Source organism: Psychrobacter sp. Ps4, from assembly GCF_022129285.1.
Classification (GTDB): Bacteria; Pseudomonadota; Gammaproteobacteria; order Pseudomonadales; family Moraxellaceae; genus Psychrobacter; species Psychrobacter immobilis_A.
In genome coordinates this window covers 65219-83999 of sequence record NZ_JADQAK010000003.1, presented here as the reverse complement: position 1 = coordinate 83999, position 18781 = coordinate 65219, and the positions used below count along the sequence as shown (strand labels likewise).

The window sequence follows — 18781 nt, the reverse complement described above, 5'->3', positions numbered from 1 at the left end:
ACCCCATTATTAAGATTTGTTATCGTCTTAACTTCTGACCTTTATATTCAATAGAACCGCCCCATTATATGAACTATTGAACGACTAGTTACAGCAATATTGAATTAGCACTAGATTCTTGAGGTGCTGGTTCATCATTGCTGTTGCTAGTCTCTTTTATAACTAGCATCAAATACCAATATAACCATGTCGTTGAAAGGCGGCATCATAAAAACAGGTGATTTATGAGTAACGCTATTCCCTTATCCTTTTTAGATCTAGCACCCGTGCCTGAAGGTAAAACCATCGCTGAAGGCATTGCCCAAACGGTTGAGACAGCACAGCAAGCAGAAAAAGTCGGCTTAAACCGTTATTGGATGGCAGAGCACCATAATATGCCGGGCATCGCCAGTGCAGCGACGTCAGTACTACTAGCGCATATCGGTAGCCAAACCAAGCATATACGTATTGGTGCGGGTGGTGTGATGCTTCCGAACCATGCACCGCTCGTCATCGCTGAGCAATTCGGCACTTTGCAGGCATTATATGGCGATCGCATAGATTTAGGGCTGGGTCGTGCGCCGGGTACTGATGGCGCAACCTTTCAGGCACTACGCCGTCAGATGCAAGATGCTGATCGCTTTCCGCAAGACGTCCAAGAATTGATGTACTTTTTAGGGAACGGTACAGATAATAGCCCAGTACAGGCATTTCCTGGGGCAAAGTCAAACGTTCCTATCTGGATATTAGGCTCTTCTCTTTTTGGGGCTACGTTAGCGGCGCATCTAGGACTTCCTTATGTGTTTGCCTCACACTTTGCACCGCAAATGCTTGGGCAAGCGATTACAGCTTATCGAGAACAGTTCAGACCATCAGCCTATTTAGATAAGCCTTATGTCATGCTGGCCGCCAATTTATTACTCGCCGATGACGATGCTACTGCACAGTATCATTTTACCTCTGCGCAGCAAAGCTTCGTACGCTTGCGCCGTGGTGAGACAGGTCAAATGCCGAAACCTACTCACGATATGGACAGTATCTGGAGCCCTGCTGAAAAAATGATGGTGGATAGCGCATTGTCAGTGTCATTCATAGGTTCTGTAGAAACTGTGAAACCGAGACTGGCGGCATTCCTTGCTCAGTATGAGCCAGACGAGCTGATTGTGACGGCTAACGTTTACGATCAGGCAGCGCGCATGCGTTCACTGGAACTTACACCTGAGTTAAATTTATTTACTTTACAATGAAATCAGACACTTGCATAATTATTAATAAACCTTAGCTGGATGTTTGACATGGATGCAACTCCTATTATCGGTGCCTCACTGCTTATTGGCTCATCAATATTTATGTACATTGTGGCCTTTCTTGCGGTGATGGCTGTCGGTGGTTATTTGACCTACCGCACCAGCCCAAAACGTAAGCAGCGGCGCGAAGACAAACGCAATAAAGACAATTCAAATTAATAAACGCTCTAAAAATATGCTGGGGGCGTATTAATTTAACGTTTAAAGCAATATAAAAAACCCTCTTTCTTATTTAGAAAGAGGGCTTTTTTTGGCTTGCTACATAATAAAAATACAGCAATCTTTACGTACTGTTATTCAGACGGCCTTACCATTCAATTGACGAGCCAAGATTTTTTTGTGCGGCTTGTTGTGCGACATATAGAGCGACTGCTGCATCAAAACTGGCTGCACCAACCGATTTAAATAACGTAACACCATGATTAGACTTAGCGGTTTTTTCTTGTAGCGCCCCTGTGACTAGCGCTTGTAAGTCACCACTGAGGTCGTCCCATGTCCATGCACAATCGACACTATCGTGAGCTTGGATTAAATCGCCCGCTTCATGACGACTGCCAACCAAATCATCGACAACGACCATGCGACTGTTTGCAATGACATCATTGCTTATCTCTTTCATTGAAGGCTGATAGGCGCCGACTGCGTTGATGTGTGCATCAGATTTAATATGGTTGAGATCAAACAAACCTTCTGTTGCACGGGTTGCGACATTGATAACATCTGCATCACGGATAGCATCATTGATATTTTCGCAAACCGTTATAGTAACGTCCCATTGCGGATACTCACGAGTAAATTTCACTTTGAAAATCTCAGCGCCTTCCCTGCTTCTATTCCATAAATATACTGTTTTAATCTCAGGACGTACCGTCAAAACCGCATGTAATTGCTCATAAGCCATGCCACCACAACCGACCACCGCCACACTTTGACAGTCAGCGCTTGCCATATATTTGGTCGCAATGCCTGACAATGCCGCCGTACGCACTTGAGTAATATAAATCCCATCCATAATTGCCAATATCTCACCAGTATCATTGTTTGACACGGTAATAATCGCCGTTGTGGTTGGTAAATTTCGGCTCGGATTATCAGGACAAATGGTGACCAATTTTACCGCGGTATACTCATTCTTACCATCATAAATCGTCGCGGGCATTGATAAATGCGAACCTGAGCGATGAGTGTCATCTTCACTAAAAGTTTCAATGACCAAACGTTCAGGCGCTTTGATCCAGTTGGGGTGCGCTGCCTGTTGATGTAACAATGCTTCTATCGCCCCAATGGCAGATTGCATATTGAGATGTTCGGTCACGATTGCTTTGTTTAGTAATTGCAATTTGAGTACTCCTATTTATAGATTTATTATTAGAACATGTTTTATCACGCCAAAACGGCTACTACATTAATCCCAACCCGCGTAATATTGCCGCACCAATCGCCATTCCAAACATACCTACGACGGTGGTAAAAGCCAAAATATTAGCAGCTAACACATCATTGCCACCCATGGCTTTTGCCATTACATAGCTGGCGGCGGCTGTTGGTGAGGCTGCCATCAAAAACAACACACCCATATGCACACCTGATAGACCAAATCCCAATCCAATAGCGATGGCAATCAATGGCGCAACAATAATACGTCCGATACTCGCCTGCATGGACAGCCCTGAAGGGTGCAACATCGACTTCAAATCAATACTGGCACCGGCGCAAATCAATGCTAAGGGCAATGCCACCGCGGCCAGTAAATCGCCAGTCGTATGAATCACACCTGTAATAGGCGGCAGCGGTGACGCCTTATAAGCAAATGCTGCTACCAATGCGATAATCAGTGGGTTGGTAAATAGTTTTTTGATAATCATGGTACTGCGACTGAGCCAAGTATCATCCACACTTTTGGAAACACGGCTGAGAGTGATAACCGCTAAGATATTAAACAGTATCGTCACCACACCCATATAGACAGCACCGATGCTTAAGCCACGTTCTCCGTAGGCATTAGCAACCGTTGCCAGTCCAATAATAGCCATGTTACTCCGAAATATCCCTTGTACAAACACCCCTTGATCAGCCGGTTTGCTCACAAAATATTTGGCGTAAATCTCTGCACCTATAAACAAGATGAATGTCACCAGAATACCAGCCACTATCAGCGTGATTTGTTTGCTGTAATCGACATCACTATCAACGACGCTAAAAAAAAGCAAACAGGGTAAACAGTAATTAAAGACAAAGCTCGATGCTTGGTCAATAAAAGTCTGGCTCGCCTCACCGCGTCTCTGCATAAAAAAACCCAACCACATTAAGGCAAGGTTGGGCAAGACAATGGTAATAGCAAAGACAATAGCATCAATCATAAATAGGCTCAGTTCGTTGACAAGCCCATCATGATATGGACATCAGCGAGATAAATTAACAAGTAATCATTAAGTTTTATAACCTAGTATAGAGACAAAATAGCAAGTAAGACAAGCGCCTGCTCTATTTTCTTTTAACAGCGGCTGTATTTTTAACAAACAAAAGCCCATAACGATATATCGCTATGGGCTTTTGTTATACTAGTTATACTACTATTACGAATCTAGCGCGGCCTTCGCTTTTTTATGTTTCTTCACTGTCATAGCTAATAATTGAACGGCTGCAGGCGTCACACCGCTCACGCGTCCTGCTTGAGCAAGCGTCGCAGGACGTATTTGCGTCAATTTCTGTACAATTTCATTCGATAATCCCGATACCACGCTATAATCAAAGTCCAGTGGTAGCGCTGTATTTTCTAGGCGTTTCATCTGATCAATGTCTTCTTGCTGACGATCAATATAGCCTGCGTATTTGACAGAAATCTCTATCTGCTCGCCTACTTGTGTATCGACCTGCGAATCAGTGATGGCAGCGATATCAGCAAAATGAATCTGCGGACGCTTGAGCAAATCAAAAGCAGTTGATTCTTTTGACAGCACCTCGCCCGTTTGCTCTGTGACTTTTTTGCCCAACGTATTAGCAGGGGTTGCCCACATATCTTTGAGACGTGAGGTCTCCGTTGTGATCGCCTCCATTTTTTCTTGATACGCTTGCCAGCGCACATCATCTACTAGACCAAGCTTGCGACCCGTCTCAGTTAGGCGTTGATCTGCATTGTCTTCACGTAATAGTAGACGATATTCTGCGCGGCTCGTAAACATACGATATGGCTCAGTCGTACCATGGGTAATCAAATCATCAACGAGCACGCCAAGATAGGCTTCATCACGGCGCGGTGTCCACGTTTCAAACTCACTATTATTAGTAGTAACCAATGCCGCATTGGTACCTGCTAGCAAACCCTGTACACCAGCTTCTTCGTAGCCAGTCGTACCATTGATTTGCCCAGCGAAGTAAAGACGATCGATAGATTTGGTCTCAAGCGTTGGTTTCAAATTTTGCGGATCAAAATAATCATACTCAATCGCGTAGCCTGGACGGGTGATATGCGCGTTTTCTAAGCCTTTCATACTATGAATAAACTCTAACTGCACATCAAACGGCAAACTTGTTGATATACCATTTGGATATAGCTCATGTGTCGTCAAACCTTCTGGCTCGATAAATATCTGATGGCTGTCTTTATCTGCAAAGCGATGAATCTTGTCTTCAATTGACGGACAATAACGTGGACCCACACCTTCGATTTTGCCAGAGAACATCGGCGAACGGTCTAAATTTTCACGGATGATGTCATGGGTGCGCGCATTGGTATGGGTGATGTAGCAATTGACCTGCTCTGGATGCATCGACACATCACCCATATAACTCATGACTGGCAGTGGCGTATCGCCCGGCTGTACGGTCATCACACTAAAATCAACGCTACGTGCATCAATACGTGCTGGCGTACCTGTCTTTAGACGACCGACTGGCAGCTTAAGCTCACGTAAACGATCAGCCAACTTGATAGAAGGTTGATCCCCTGCACGACCACCTTTTGAGCTTTCGAGACCAATATGAATCACCCCGCCCAAGAACGTTCCTGAAGTCAGTACCACCGTTTGCGTATTAAAGATAATACCCGTTGCAGTAACCACTGCCGTCGCACGACCATTTTCAACTAAGATATCATCAGCTGCTTGCTGGAATATATCAAGATTTGGCTGATTTTCAAGCGTATGGCGAATGGCGGCTTTATATAAAATACGATCTGCTTGCGCACGCGTAGCACGAACGGCAGCACCTTTACGACTGTTAAGCACACGAAACTGAATGCCTGACTTATCCGTTGCCAATGCCATTGCACCGCCAAGCGCATCAATCTCACGTACCAGATGGGATTTGCCGATACCACCAATTGCAGGGTTACAACTCATCTGCCCGAGCGTCTCAATATTATGTGTCAACAGCAAGGTCTGCGCGCCCATACGTGCGGCTGCCAAAGCAGCTTCTGTGCCAGCATGACCACCACCGATCACTACCACGTCGTAATTTTTTGGGTATTGCATATACGCCTCACTTGACTCATAACGCTGCTTTTAGCCAAAAACTATCATTACCAGAATTTTATGGCTAAATAGCATGGTCATCAGCAAATAAACGTCAGTCGGATTTAAAAAGTTAACGACTTGGAAAAGCCGCTAGATATTGGATTGCTAACCCATCATTATAACAATTTTTTGATGCTTAAAAAACGCCGCAGTAGAAACTATTTACATTAAGTGTTAAGCATCATTTTTAAACTTAGTAACTAGTAACTTAATAATTAGCGCCTAGTTACCAGGGCTCAGCGGTACGATTTGATCTGATTGACCACTGCTCAGCATATGCTGACTGCCATAACCTTCTGGATTGATCTGCAAATAAGCATTCATCAAGCCAATAGCATCGCCATCATTACTCGCCAAAATTTGCTCTTTAATCATGTCCACTGGCGGTAGCAGCAAGTTTTTTAGCAATGCCAAACGCTGCTGGTTATTACCTTTATTAACGACCATCTCGATAAGTTGACGCGCATCGATAGGTAAATCTGGCGTATTCTGTGCCAATAATGCCAAATGATAAGCGCCCGCAGAATCTTGATCCGCAACGATACGCTGCTCAATCGCAATATAAGTGGCTTCTGTTGCGCCGCCTGCCACGCTAAGCTGATGAATACATTTCAGGGCTGAATGTGGCTCATTGCCAGCAATTTCAATGATGCGCGTGGATTCATTTTTTAAATGCTCACGGCGTTTCTCTATGGTCGCTTGCTCAGCAGATACCGGTTCAGGTGTTTGTTGTTCTATTAGTTGATTGCTCATAATACTCTCTCATTATTTATGTTTTTATAATGCTTGCTGTTGAGCCATATATGGGGTCAATACTGACAAAAACAATAAAAGCCCGAGCGCCCATCTAAGGACTGGCTCGAGCTTTTATTGTTAAAACTTATCAGCTTGATAATAAAAAAGCTTAGATAAGTGTTTTCAGCATTATGCAGCAGGGCTGTTTGCTTCAACCAATGGCTTAAGCTCGCCTGATTGATACATTTGCAAAATAATGTCTGATCCGCCCATCAATTCGCCGTCAATCCACAACTGTGGAAAAGTCGGCCAATTAGCCACTTTAGGTAACGTCGCACGGATTTCTGGGTTTTCTAAAATATTTACAAACGCAAATGGACGACCGATTTGAGTAAGAACTTCAATCGATTTAGCAGAAAAACCGCACTGCGGAAATTGCGGCGTGCCTTTCATATAAATAATAACTTTATTGTCACGGATTTGATCACGGATCAATTGTTCAACGTCGTTTGCAGCAGTATTTGGGGTTTGTTCACTCATAAAAGCTCCTATTGATAAAGCGGTTCATTGAAAACAGTGATTGATATTACAAAATGATTGAGAAAAGAGATGGCTGATACATGGGGCAAGCGCCACGGTATTACAAGTACAACTCTATAGACTATATATATAAAATCTACATAGATAAAATCTGCGCGCAACTGACCCAGTCAATATGACTCGGAGTGCTCAAACAGCGATGACACCCGATCCAAGCTATCTAGATTCGACAACATTAGGCACTAATAATACCACGGCATTGGCCATAATGCCCTCTTGCCGACCTGTAAAGCCTAACTTTTCAGTGGTGGTGGCTTTAACGCTGATATTATTGACCGCAGTCTGCAAATCACTGGCAATATTATCACGCATGGCTTGGCTGTGCGGTGCCAGCTTTGGACGCTCACACATCACAGTGATATCAGCGTTGCCTAGACTATAACCAGCCTCTTGCACTTTACTGTAGACATAACGTAGCAGCACCCGCGAGTCCAACCCTGCATGGGCAGCATCTGTATCAGGGAAATGCTGACCGATATCGCCAAGCGCCAATGCACCAAGCAGTGCATCAGCAAGCGCATGCAGCACCACATCTCCATCAGAGTGTGCAAGCAAGCTGTGCGTGTGTTCAATAGGCACACCTGCTAGCACCACATATTGCTGCTGCTGACCATTATTGTGAAAAGCGTGAACGTCGATACCTTGACCAATTTTTATCATTATTATTCCAAGATGAGTGAAACGTGATTAAAATAATTCAAAACCACTATCTAAATTTCTAAAGCGATTTTACCAATGCCTAGACACCATCGGTCGCCACCAGTTTCAATTAACTGGTATAATATGACGTTTATTTTATCATAATACCAGATCCAAAAGATAAGCTGACGTCGTTCTGCTGAGACTACCTATTGTAGCAATGGCATAATTTTTGGCGTCAATATCTATTTTGGAGAACGTACAAATAGTTGAGCCGCTTTATGTCAGCCATACAAGATACCTCAAGCATAGCCGTTTCCGAGTCTTTTACGACTCATCGTCCATTAACACTTGCCGATATCGAAAATCCTAGCGCCAAGCACGTGATTGTCGGTATGTCAGGTGGCGTTGATTCTTCTGTATCAGCCGTTTTACTTCAACAAGCAGGCTTTAAAGTCGAAGGTCTGTTTATGAAGAACTGGGAAGAAGATGACGGCACCGAATACTGTACGGCAATGGACGACCTAGCGGACGCACAAGCGGTATGTGACAAAATCGGTATGAAGCTACACACAGCCAATTTTGCCATGGAATATTGGGATCGGGTTTTTGAGCATTTTTTGGCCGAATACAAAGCGGGTCGTACGCCCAACCCAGATATTTTGTGCAACAAAGAAATCAAGTTCAAAGCATTTTTAGACTATGCTTTGACGTTGGGCGCAGATTATATCGCCACCGGTCACTACACGCGCCGTAGTATGAACTATACGAATGCTAATGGCACTGAGGTTGCGCAGCTATTACGCGGGCTTGATAACAATAAAGACCAAAGTTACTTTTTACATGCGGTTGGCGGCGATAAAATCGCTAAGACACTGTTCCCAGTCGGTGAGCTTGAAAAACCAGTGGTTCGTCAAATCGCTGAAGAACATGATCTTATTACTGCCAATAAAAAGGATTCAACGGGTATTTGCTTTATTGGTGAGCGCCGCTTTAAAGACTTTTTACAACAGTACTTGCCGGCACAAAAAGGCGATATCGTCACTGACGATGGTCACATTATCGGTCAACACGATGGTTTAATGTATTATACGTTAGGTCAGCGCGGTGGTATTGGCATTGGCGGTGTCAAAGATCGCCCAGAAGAGCCTTGGTTCGTATTGGCAAAAGACTTGGACAACAACCGTTTGATCGTTGGACAAGGTCATGAGCATCCCATGATGCTGAGTAATGAGCTGCAAGCTTATAAGCTCGATTGGGTCGATGGTTTACCGCCTGCAGATATATTTACCGATGAAGGTTTACGTTGTATGGCAAAATCGCGCTACCGTCAGCCAGACCAAGCGTGCCGAGTGTTTTCTGTTGATGATAAAGGTTTAGAAGTACGAGTGATATTTGATGCGCCGCAACGGGCAGTGACGCCAGGTCAATCAGCAGTATTTTATATCGATGAGGTTTGTTTGGGCGGCGGTGTCATTGCCTCTATTGACGCGCCTTGCGGGATTTGACATCTCATTTAACATTAATTAATACAATGATTTGTCTTTTTTTAGGATACTGAATGACCGCTCGCCTTTTCGCCTTGCTGAATATCTCATTTTCTTGTTCGATATGGGTAAAGAGAGGTCTTACGCTTACTTTCATTGCTGCGTCATTTAGTGCACAGTCAGCATCAACAAAGATGGGTAGTATTACGGTTACCAGCTCTAATGCTTCGACTGGTACTGCTTCTGGCACCTATATCGCAGCAGGTTCTGGTGCTACTGGTCATTTTACTTTGGTTCGCAATGAAAATATTGGTTATAACAGTAATGCTGAGATAACACCATCTAGTGGTACGCGCACCAACGGTATTGAGATCAGGAATGATTCTAATACTAGTATTGATAGAGATAAGTTCAAGTACACTTTTACTATTACGCCTAACGATAACGCCTCTATACATACCATAAAGATTGGTCAAGCCAGCTATTCAATGGGTGGTAACTCAGAAATTGCACGTCAAACGTTAAGTTTTACCCAAAATAGTCAAATTAGTCTACCTGCGCAAGCCACTATCAAAAACAACCCAGATGTCCCCTATTACTATAATGCAATGGGTGATTATTTTATGGGCAGCAAAGTCAATAGTACCCAGCTGAATTCACAAAATGCTGTGTTCAACCCGCAGCTGCGTACCGATAGCTCAAATGTGAATGGTAGTGGTTTATTTTATTATAATATTACTAATCTAGCGGGTGCTACTGGTAGCCAAAATCCATATAGCCCTACCTTGAATACGAATAAACAAGTAAGCCTCAATTCAAATAACGGAGTTTTACCACCGACGCCAACTTTTGAAAATATTATTAAAAGTATCAATAATGGCAGCACGTATTCTGCACTCTCATCTAATACGGCTATTTCCAATGGTGGCACTTATGTGAGTTATGGCATTGAAAACAGTCAAAGCAATTACGTTGTCGCGATAAGAAACGCGAACGCTGTGACTTTGACTTATGAAGGGATTATGAATGGTAACATCGGCATTGCGCGTAACGTAGTCGGTGAAACATTTAATGAATGGATCAGCTTTGGGGTAGAAAGTGAACCGTTGAATTACGTCTTTTCAGGCACTGTATTCAATGATAATGGCGGTATAAACGATAGCGACATCAATGTCAAAAAAGATAACGCTACGATAGACAGCGGTATATATAACAATATCAACTTCTTCAATGGTACTTTTGACTCTGCTGAAAGTGGTATTGCAGGTAGCACAGTCAAACTGGTTGACTGTACTACTAATACTCCTCTTGAAACTATCAATATTCCTACTAATATTGTCGGTAGATATGAGATTAAAATACCTATCGCTTCTCTATCTGGCAAAAGTACTGTCTGCCTGATTGAAGAAAATAGTGGTAGCACTTATCCCATTCGTACTACTAATGAAAAAACTGTTATTTCCTTAACTACTAACAAGTATAACTATGAAAATAATAACTTTGGCAGAGTGATTGATAAAAATTCAGCTTTAGTCCTTGAAAAAGAACAAGCACTTAATGATTGCAAAATCGCCTCATTGTTACCAAATCTAGAAAACAAGCTTGCCTATAGTAAAGCCGCCCTATCTGAAGTAACTCCAGGACAATGTATTGCCTACAAAATTACTGCGACCAATCGAGCCAACCTTAGTATCAATAACTTTGTTCTACAAGATATCTTGCAAGAAAAAAATGTGAATGGCGCGATAGTGACGTCAAAACTTGTGAATCCAATCCATCAAGCAAGTGAATATGCCGCAGACAGTGTCGCTATCGGCAATAACGGTACTGTTAAAACGGTAACCTCAATTTTAGATCCAAGGACAAAACGTAGTTTTTACTTTAATACTAAGTATGGCAAGACACACTCTAATACACCCGATACCCCTTAATAATAGCGTTATATGCATATTTTGATTTTATCAACGGCTACATTTGCTACACTACCCGTATTTTTTTGACCACAGTCTTATATGATGTGTTCATTTGTGTGATTTCACAGTTTTCATCACTTTTACTTTTTTAATTTAAAGGCATTATTATGAATTTACTTACCGCACTCTCCCCAATCGATGGTCGTTACGCCTCCAAAGCTGACAGCTTGCGTCCTTATTTATCTGAATTTGGTTTGATTAAAGCTCGCGTTACCGTTGAGGTTCGCTGGTTACAGTCATTGGCTGATAACAGCGCTATTGGTGAATTGGCAGCATTTGATGTCGATACCAATGCCTTTTTAAACAGTATCGTTGATGACTTTAGTGAAGCAGATGCCCAAGCTATCAAAGATATCGAGGCGACGACCAATCATGATGTAAAAGCCGTTGAGTACTTCATCAAAGACAAGTTCCGTGGTCAGGCAGCACTTGAAGATTCATTAGAATTTATTCATTTTGCGTGTACCAGTGAAGATATCAACAACTTGTCTTATGCGTTAATGCTAAAAGACAGCCGCGAGATTGTGGTTGCGAAAATGCAGCAATTGACTGATAGCATCGTTGATTTGGCGATTGCTCATGCCGACCAACCCATGCTATCACGCACCCATGGTCAAACCGCTAGCCCAACGACGCTAGGCAAAGAAATGGCAAACGTCGCCTATCGCCTAGCCCGTCAAATCAAACAAGTCGGTCAAGTAGAGCTATTAGGCAAAATTAATGGCGCGGTTGGTAACTATAACGCTCATTACGCCTCATACCCTGACGTCGATTGGCAAGCACATGCAGAACGCTTCATTGATGAAAGTCTTGAGCTGACTTTTAACCCTTATACCACGCAAATTGAGCCGCATGATTATATCGCTGAGCTATTTGATGCAGTCAAACGTTTTAATACTATCTTAATTGATTTTAACCGTGATATTTGGCAATATATTAGCTTAGGCTATTTTAAACAGCGCCTAAAAGATGGTGAAGTTGGTTCTTCTACCATGCCGCATAAAGTCAACCCGATTGATTTTGAAAACTCTGAAGGTAACTTGGGCGTTGCGAACGCGATGCTGGCTCATTTGGGTGAAAAACTGCCAATTTCACGTATGCAGCGCGATTTATCAGACTCTACCGTACTTCGTAATATCGGTGTTGGTCTGGCGCAAAGTATGATTGCTTATGATGCTTGTTTAAAAGGTGTCAGCAAACTTGAATTGAATGCCCAGCGCTTAAACGACGATTTGGATAATGCACAAGAAGTATTGGCAGAGCCGATTCAAACTGTCATGCGCCGCTACCGTGTTGAAAACCCATATGAGAAGCTTAAAGCTCTGACTCGTGGTAATGCCATGACTCGCGAAGCCATGCTGACATTCGTTGAAAGTAATGAGCTATCTGCGGTGAGCGATGCGGATAAAGCGCGCCTACGTGAGATGACGCCTGCCACTTATATCGGTAATGCGGCGGAGCAAGCGCGCACGATTAAAGAGTGGATTGCTAAGATTTAACTGGCGACAAGCTTATCTTTATAAAATGTAAAAAAGATATAAACAAGCATTCATTTATATCTTTTTTAAAAAACCTTACTCTAAACACTATGATTTTTTAAATACATAGTTAATGGGTGAGGTTTTATTCTTTATCGTCTTCATCTTTTTTATCACTGCTATCACCCGGTATGATGGCTTTGGTAACAGCAACAGTACCTTTGACGACGCCTTTAGTGGTTTTGTAGGCGACTTTTACAGGTACAGTGACGATTTTATGCACACAAGCTTGCAGCATAAACATACTGGCGATGATGACGATAAACTGTAATTTTTTCATAAATTTCCTACGGATAATGAGAGGCACTGATGGCTATATTTTGACCATCAGCTAGACGCTAATCATAAACCAATACACGTCAGCTATAAAGCACTGTTCTAGTTTTATATTCTGTCTACCTTGATATCCTTTCTACTTAAACACACGGATCTACCCATGACTTCTATACCGCTTTGTTTACCCGACTCTATTACGCCTGAGCAATTTTTAAGCGAATACTGGCAAAAAAAGCCACTCTTAATTAAACAAGGCTTACCACAGCTAATTGGCATGTTTGAACCTGACGACATGCTTGGTCTAGCACTAGAAGAAGATGCTGCGGCACGCTTACTAACTCAAGCAGCAGGTAAAAGAGAAGGTCAGGCGCAGTGGCAACTTAAAAAAAGCCCATTGACTGAAACTGATTTCGATAACTTACCTGAGCAATGGACCGTACTGGTGCAGAATATGGAACAGTGGTCACCTGAGCTTGGTCAATTGTGGCAAGCCTTTGACTTTATTCCACAATGGCAACGTGATGACATCATGGTTTCTTATGCGCCAAAAGGTGGCTCAGTCGGCAAACACTATGACGATTATGATGTGTTTTTAGCGCAAGGGTTTGGGTCTAGACGTTGGCAACTGGGTAAATTCTGTGATAAAGATACTGAGTTCGTCGCTGATGAGCCGATTCGCCTATTTGATGATATGGGTGAGATTATTTTTGATGAGATATTAGAAGCGGGTGACGTACTTTACGTACCACCGAAGCTATCGCATTTTGGTGTGGCACAAGACGATTGCTTAACTTTTTCATTTGGCTGCCGTCGTCCCAACTTGATGCAAATCATCGACAGCTTGGCTGATATTGCCACTAACGATAGCGATTTATTTATCCCAATGCTGCTGCCACAAGCGCTGCAAGCGTCAGGTGAATTGCAAGCGAGCAGCATCAATGCGATCAAAGATCAGCTATTACAAATGCTAGAGTCTGAGCGTGGTGATGATATCATTCGTCAAGCAGTTTCTGAAATCGTCAGCAAACGCCAGTATGATGCGCTGATGCCAGAGGATACACTAGATACGGATGAGCTCATGCAAGCTCTAGCAGAAGGTGCCACCTTACAAGCGGATTATAGCAATCGTTTGCTCTATAGCCAGACTAATGATGGCATTGTGCTATATGCCAATGGTCAGCGCATTGACGGGCTTGACGAGACCGCAGTAGCGGTATTGGTGCGTTTGGCTAATGGCGAACACCTAAATAGTCAAGATGTCACCGATGTTGATGCAGATGATTTGAGCGAATGGCTAGAGAACGGCTGGGTGTGGATTGATATTGCTGAATAATATCTATTAATCAGACATTAATCAAATAACGCAAATAAAAAAACCGCTATCCGACAATTACTCAGATAGCGGTTTTTTCTTATAAATCATATTCGGTATTTATAGCTATACCAAACACTGCTTAGCACTTATCAAAACAGATATAAGAGCGAAGCGGGTTTGTAATTAAACGGTTATTCTGTACCAAGTTCAAGCAAACTTGCATTACCACCGATCGCTGTGGTATTGATTGTTTTGACACGCTCAGTGACAAAACGATGTAAATAATCAGGCGTTAGCATCTCTGACAAGCCTTCCATATCGGTGACACTAATGACTTGCGTTAAGATACCGTCTGTATTGGCAAGCTCTTGACTGATAGTCTGCACTTCGCTTCGATTGCCAGAGACTGCAACCTGTGCCAGACGATCGATATATAAAAGCGTGACGGTTTGCGAGTCATTCGCCACACTCAATACATCTTCGCTGATACCTGTATCATATAATATCTTGGCAGCTTCATTGCACATCTCATCTTGGCTTGGGCAATGCAGAATGACTTCATTACCTGTCAATAGTGCGGCTACCAGCTGTCCTAATACCGCCATTGCTCTAGCAGATTCACCACCAATAACCATGGTCTTACCACGACCAGTGACATATAGATCGTTGGATTCACCAGTTGCACCAGTCATGCGATGCACCTCATCCAAGCTAGGCGCGGCGCTCAATAGATGATTGAACAAACGCTTTGCTTTATTGGCGTCACCAGTCAGCAGCGCCAACTTTGGAATAGCCGCTTGCAGATATGTTGCGCGATTCACTGCGCCAAGTAATCGCCAAGATTCACAAACCTGGGCATGATTTTTTTTGAATTCAGTCGCCATGTTGCTACTCCTTATGCGAGTTCTGTTTGAGTGGTGGTTTGGGTAGTAGTATTAGCAGTCGTCCGGTTGTTGCTATTTGACTCTGAGCTAAGCTGCATCAAACGTGCGACATAATGCGGGCCACCAGCTTTAGGACCCGTGCCAGACAGACCACAACCACCGAATGGTTGTACGTTTACGACGGCACCGATTTGGTTGCGGTTGATATAAGTATTACCTACAAACGCACGGCGCTCGATGTGCTCAACGGTATTTTCGATACGACTATGAATACCTAGGGTCAAACCAAAGCCTGTCGCGTTGATGGCATCAATCAGCTTATTCAGATCACGTGCTTGATAACGCAGTACGTGCAAAATCGGACCAAAATGCTCGCCACCGATCACGTCGATACTTTTCACTTCGATCGCTGTTGGCAATACAAAGGTAGACTGTTCTTGACTGACAACTGAGCTTGAGCTCATTGGTGTCTGTGCCAAGATAGTCGCTGTTGGCTCAGCGTCCATACGCTCGATATGCGCTTCAAGACTACGTTTGGCATCCGCATCAATCACTGGGCCCACATCTGTAGCAGCATATAAAGGATTGCCGACCGATAGCTCAGCCATATTACCTTGTAATAGCTCAATTAAATTATCAGCCATTTCTTCTTGCACGCACAATATACGACAAGCTGAGCAACGCTGACCTGCTGAACCAAATGCAGATAAGACAGCGTCTCTAACCACTTGTTCTGGCAATGCCGTTGAATCGACAATCATAGCATTCTGACCACCAGTTTCAGCGATAAAGACAGGTAGCTCACCACTGGCTTGTGCATGATCATTTAGGCTTTGGTTAATACGTTGAGCCGTTTGGGTTGAACCCGTAAATATCACACCTGCTATATTGTCAGCCGCTGTCAATGCACCACCAACATCGCCAGCACCGATCACTAACTGTAAGGCTTGTGTTGGTACGCCTGCTTGGTACATTAGCTGAGCACCAAAATGGGCAATCAAGCTGGTTTGTTCGGCAGGTTTCGCCACAACCGTATTGCCTGCTGCTAGTGCCGCTACGATTTGACCAGTGTAGATAGCCAATGGAAAGTTCCATGGGCTAATACAGACAAAGGTGCCACGTGCTTTATAAACTTGACGAGATTGCTTGCCAGCCAAATCGGTGAATTCATGCACGACGTCGTTTAAACGCTCTGCTTCATCGGCATAAAAACGGCAGAAATCAACCGCTTCTTTGATTTCATCAATACCGTCTTGAAGGGTTTTTCCCGCTTCGATTTGGCATAGCGCCATTAGCTCAGCGTAGTTTTCTTCATAGAGATCCGCTATCTTACGCAATATTTCAGCACGCTTAGCAGCTGATACTGCTTGCCAGACACGTTGCCCTGCCACTGCCGCATCGATTGCTTGACCAGCTATTTCAGCATTGGCATAAGTGACTTCACCAGCACTTACTTCGTGGTTCCAAGGTGCACGTACGGTTTGAGTCTCAAGCTTGTGCGTTACGCCCTCTACTTCATATTCATCAACTGCTTTGCCATTGACGATGGACGTCGCTGACCAAGTTTTATGCAAATGGCTATCGATAGCAGATTTAAAGGGCAGCCATTGTGACTCTACGAATATATTAGGACCAAAACTGGCACGGCGCGCACCATAAATCTCTAACGGCAACGGAATCTCTGGATTGTGTAACGTCGCATTGGCCAGCAGCTTGTCATAGGGATGTACTGTCAGCTTCTCAATCGGATAAGACTTGTCTAGCAGCTGATGGACAAACGAGCTGTTGGCGCCGTTTTCGAGCAAGCGACGTACCAAGTACGGCAGCAAATCTTTATGCGCGCCAACTGGGGCATAGATACGTACCGGAATTTTATACGCTTGTAAGATATGATCATAAAGCGCATCGCCCATACCATGTAGACGCTGAAACTCAAAGTCTCTATGCTTACTCATGGTCATAATTGACGCTAGGGTGTGCGCATTATGTGTCGCAAACTGTGGCCAAATCAAGCCGCGCAGATGATCTGATAATAAGAAACGCGCACAGGCAAGATAAGCAGTATCCGTGCCTTCTTTACGTGTCCAGACAGGATAGCCTGACAGACCTTTTTGCTGGGCAAGCTTGATCTCAGTATCCCAATAGGCACCCTTTACCAGACGTACTGGAATACGATCTCCCACCTCAGTCGATAGGCGAGCCAGCCACACCAAAATAGCAATGGCACGCTTAGAGTAACCTTGCACGACCAAGCCAAGACCATCCCAGTCAGCCGTCAAATTGTCACGGTACAAAGACTCAAACAGTTTTAAAGAAATTTCAAGGCGGTCGGCTTCTTCGGCATCGATACTAAGGTCAACGTTGACTTCACGTGCCGCTTCGATGAGCAGCAAGCAGCGTTGACGTAATAAACCCATGACTTGGGCTTCTTGCGTGGCTTCATAGCGAGGGTGCAATGCTGACAGCTTGATAGATACTGATGGCTTAGGCATGCCTTCTTTGACTTTGATACTGGCAGTGGCTCTGATCGCATGCAGGTAGTCATTGAAGTATTTTTCAGCGTCTTTATGCGCAATAGCCGCTTCACCGAGCATATCAAACGAATAGGTATAGCCTTTATTACGATAAGGCTGGCTATTTTTATTGGCGTCCTCGATGGTCTCGCCCAATACAAACTGATGACCCATGATCCGCATGGCTTTTTGCATGGCACTACGAATAACAGGCTCACCCATCTTTTTAGTCATGCGATCCAAAAAGCCTGATGCTGTGGTGCTACTATCAATACTGACGACACGACCTGTCATCATCATGCCCCATGTCGAGGCATTGACCATAAAACCGTTGTCATTTTTGATGTGCTTTTTCCAATCAGCCACACTCATTTTGTCATGAATCAAGGCATCAGCAGTATAATTGTCTGGCACTCGAATCAAGGCTTCTGCTAAGCTCATCAGCAAGATACCTTCTTGGGTATCAAGACTATACTCAAGCAGTAATGAGTCGACCATCTTGACCGCTTTGCCATCATTACGTACATGCTCAACCAGCTGGCGCGTTTGCTCAGCAGCGGCGTCACGTTCTTCTGTGCTGGGTTCAGCCAGTGGCAATAATTTGGACAACCAGCGCTCTTCATCGACGCTATACAACGGCGAAATACGGGCGTGCAGAGTTTCTGCCGACTGGGTAATGTAGTCTGGCGATAGCAAATCGACAGGATTAAACAAAATCGGCTCTTGCGGGGTAAACTGGTCTACTGGGTTCATAACAACTCCATAACTATCGTTTAAAAACCATCATAAATAGTGCTTTAGGAAGTCTGATCGTCTGGTATAACTAGCCATCACCATCATTCATTTAGATGATAGCTATCGATAGATACTTATAACAATAATCAAAAGTCCAAACGGCGCCATCACAAAACGAGAAAATCCAGCGTAGGCTGGAAGCGGTTAAGTAGGTCGTTCGACTGTTAAACGGGCTACGTTAACAATACAAAGGCAACAACGAACAGCTAAGCGGCATTAGTGCCTT

Annotated in this window: 15 protein-coding genes; 6 read left to right on the top strand and 9 right to left on the bottom strand. The window is 43.8% G+C overall.

Annotated elements, in window-relative coordinates; all coding sequences use genetic code 11:
- The first annotated feature begins 224 nt into the window (after nucleotides 1-224).
- Together I3252_RS02990 and I3252_RS02985 are read left to right on the top strand one after the other, a co-directional pair.
- On the top strand, nucleotides 225-1226 hold the full coding sequence (locus I3252_RS02990; RefSeq protein WP_238034163.1) for an LLM class flavin-dependent oxidoreductase: 1002 nt from the start codon (nucleotides 225-227) through the stop codon (nucleotides 1224-1226).
- Between the two features lie 48 nt (nucleotides 1227-1274).
- Nucleotides 1275-1445, top strand: coding sequence for a hypothetical protein (locus I3252_RS02985; protein ID WP_176393081.1), 171 nt, complete (start codon nucleotides 1275-1277; stop codon nucleotides 1443-1445).
- Nucleotides 1446-1593: 148 nt separating this feature from the next.
- On the opposite strand, the gene I3252_RS02980 is transcribed toward I3252_RS02985, so the two are convergent.
- From I3252_RS02980 to ispF, 6 genes are all read right to left on the bottom strand, one after another.
- Complete coding sequence (locus I3252_RS02980; RefSeq protein WP_087815227.1) at nucleotides 1594-2625, bottom strand: ornithine cyclodeaminase family protein; 1032 nt, start codon at nucleotides 2623-2625, stop codon at nucleotides 1594-1596.
- A 61-nt stretch (nucleotides 2626-2686) separates the two neighbouring features.
- Nucleotides 2687-3646, bottom strand: a complete 960-nt coding sequence (locus I3252_RS02975; RefSeq protein WP_087815225.1) for an AEC family transporter — start codon at nucleotides 3644-3646, stop codon at nucleotides 2687-2689.
- A 216-nt stretch (nucleotides 3647-3862) separates the two neighbouring features.
- On the bottom strand, nucleotides 3863-5758 hold the full coding sequence (gene mnmG / locus I3252_RS02970; RefSeq protein WP_087815223.1) for a tRNA uridine-5-carboxymethylaminomethyl(34) synthesis enzyme MnmG: 1896 nt from the start codon (nucleotides 5756-5758) through the stop codon (nucleotides 3863-3865).
- Nucleotides 5759-6022: 264 nt separating this feature from the next.
- Nucleotides 6023-6553 (bottom strand): hypothetical protein, encoded by a 531-nt coding sequence (locus I3252_RS02965; protein ID WP_087815221.1) that lies wholly within the window; start codon nucleotides 6551-6553, stop codon nucleotides 6023-6025.
- Between the two features lie 171 nt (nucleotides 6554-6724).
- Entirely contained in the window at nucleotides 6725-7075 is a 351-nt protein-coding gene (gene grxD / locus I3252_RS02960; RefSeq protein WP_045446215.1) for a Grx4 family monothiol glutaredoxin, read from the bottom strand.
- A gap of 216 nt (nucleotides 7076-7291) precedes the next feature.
- On the bottom strand, nucleotides 7292-7795 hold the full coding sequence (gene ispF, locus I3252_RS02955) for a 2-C-methyl-D-erythritol 2,4-cyclodiphosphate synthase (RefSeq protein WP_045446213.1): 504 nt from the start codon (nucleotides 7793-7795) through the stop codon (nucleotides 7292-7294).
- 260 nt (nucleotides 7796-8055) lie between these two features.
- Here ispF and mnmA point away from each other — a divergent pair, with 260 nt between their 5' ends.
- The 3 genes from mnmA to purB all read left to right on the top strand — a co-directional run bounded on the left by mnmA (nucleotide 8056) and on the right by purB (nucleotide 12733).
- Nucleotides 8056-9282: a tRNA 2-thiouridine(34) synthase MnmA gene (mnmA, locus tag I3252_RS02950; protein WP_087815219.1), complete on the top strand. Its 1227-nt coding sequence runs from the start codon at nucleotides 8056-8058 to the stop codon at nucleotides 9280-9282.
- Nucleotides 9283-9335: 53 nt separating this feature from the next.
- A complete protein-coding gene (locus I3252_RS02945) occupies nucleotides 9336-11192 on the top strand; it encodes a hypothetical protein (protein ID WP_238034162.1) in 1857 nt (618 codons plus the stop codon).
- Nucleotides 11193-11341: 149 nt separating this feature from the next.
- Nucleotides 11342-12733: an adenylosuccinate lyase gene (gene purB, locus I3252_RS02940; RefSeq protein ID WP_238034161.1), complete on the top strand. Its 1392-nt coding sequence runs from the start codon at nucleotides 11342-11344 to the stop codon at nucleotides 12731-12733.
- Between the two features lie 124 nt (nucleotides 12734-12857).
- Here the strand turns inward: purB and I3252_RS02935 are convergent, their stop codons facing one another.
- A complete protein-coding gene (locus tag I3252_RS02935; protein ID WP_109591335.1) occupies nucleotides 12858-13052 on the bottom strand; it encodes an NF038104 family lipoprotein in 195 nt (64 codons plus the stop codon).
- Between the two features lie 156 nt (nucleotides 13053-13208).
- Between I3252_RS02935 and I3252_RS02930 the strand changes: the two genes are divergently transcribed.
- Complete coding sequence (locus I3252_RS02930) at nucleotides 13209-14381, top strand: cupin domain-containing protein (protein WP_238034160.1); 1173 nt, start codon at nucleotides 13209-13211, stop codon at nucleotides 14379-14381.
- Between the two features lie 173 nt (nucleotides 14382-14554).
- On the opposite strand, the gene I3252_RS02925 is transcribed toward I3252_RS02930, so the two are convergent.
- A complete protein-coding gene (locus I3252_RS02925) occupies nucleotides 14555-15247 on the bottom strand; it encodes a 1-pyrroline-5-carboxylate dehydrogenase (protein ID WP_045446201.1) in 693 nt (230 codons plus the stop codon).
- A gap of 11 nt (nucleotides 15248-15258) precedes the next feature.
- Complete coding sequence (gene putA / locus I3252_RS02920) at nucleotides 15259-18513, bottom strand: bifunctional proline dehydrogenase/L-glutamate gamma-semialdehyde dehydrogenase PutA (RefSeq protein WP_238034159.1); 3255 nt, start codon at nucleotides 18511-18513, stop codon at nucleotides 15259-15261.
- Nucleotides 18514-18781 lie beyond the last annotated feature (268 nt).

What these genes read in the sequence shown, in the direction of transcription:
- I3252_RS02990 (WP_238034163.1), top strand. Translation starts at nt 225, where the DNA reads ATGAGTAACGCTATTCCCTTATCCTTTTTAGATCTAGCACCCGTGCCT.
- I3252_RS02935 (WP_109591335.1), bottom strand. Translation starts at nt 13,052, where the DNA reads ATGAAAAAATTACAGTTTATCGTCATCATCGCCAGTATGTTTATGCTG.
- ispF (WP_045446213.1), bottom strand. Translation starts at nt 7,795, where the DNA reads ATGATAAAAATTGGTCAAGGTATCGACGTTCACGCTTTTCACAATAAT.
- mnmG (WP_087815223.1), bottom strand. Translation starts at nt 5,758, where the DNA reads ATGCAATACCCAAAAAATTACGACGTGGTAGTGATCGGTGGTGGTCAT.
- grxD (WP_045446215.1), bottom strand. Translation starts at nt 7,075, where the DNA reads ATGAGTGAACAAACCCCAAATACTGCTGCAAACGACGTTGAACAATTG.
- mnmA (WP_087815219.1), top strand. Translation starts at nt 8,056, where the DNA reads ATGTCAGCCATACAAGATACCTCAAGCATAGCCGTTTCCGAGTCTTTT.
- I3252_RS02930 (WP_238034160.1), top strand. Translation starts at nt 13,209, where the DNA reads ATGACTTCTATACCGCTTTGTTTACCCGACTCTATTACGCCTGAGCAA.
- purB (WP_238034161.1), top strand. Translation starts at nt 11,342, where the DNA reads ATGAATTTACTTACCGCACTCTCCCCAATCGATGGTCGTTACGCCTCC.
- I3252_RS02925 (WP_045446201.1), bottom strand. Translation starts at nt 15,247, where the DNA reads ATGGCGACTGAATTCAAAAAAAATCATGCCCAGGTTTGTGAATCTTGG.
- I3252_RS02965 (WP_087815221.1), bottom strand. Translation starts at nt 6,553, where the DNA reads ATGAGCAATCAACTAATAGAACAACAAACACCTGAACCGGTATCTGCT.
- I3252_RS02975 (WP_087815225.1), bottom strand. Translation starts at nt 3,646, where the DNA reads ATGATTGATGCTATTGTCTTTGCTATTACCATTGTCTTGCCCAACCTT.
- I3252_RS02985 (WP_176393081.1), top strand. Translation starts at nt 1,275, where the DNA reads ATGGATGCAACTCCTATTATCGGTGCCTCACTGCTTATTGGCTCATCA.
- putA (WP_238034159.1), bottom strand. Translation starts at nt 18,513, where the DNA reads ATGAACCCAGTAGACCAGTTTACCCCGCAAGAGCCGATTTTGTTTAAT.
- I3252_RS02945 (WP_238034162.1), top strand. Translation starts at nt 9,336, where the DNA reads ATGACCGCTCGCCTTTTCGCCTTGCTGAATATCTCATTTTCTTGTTCG.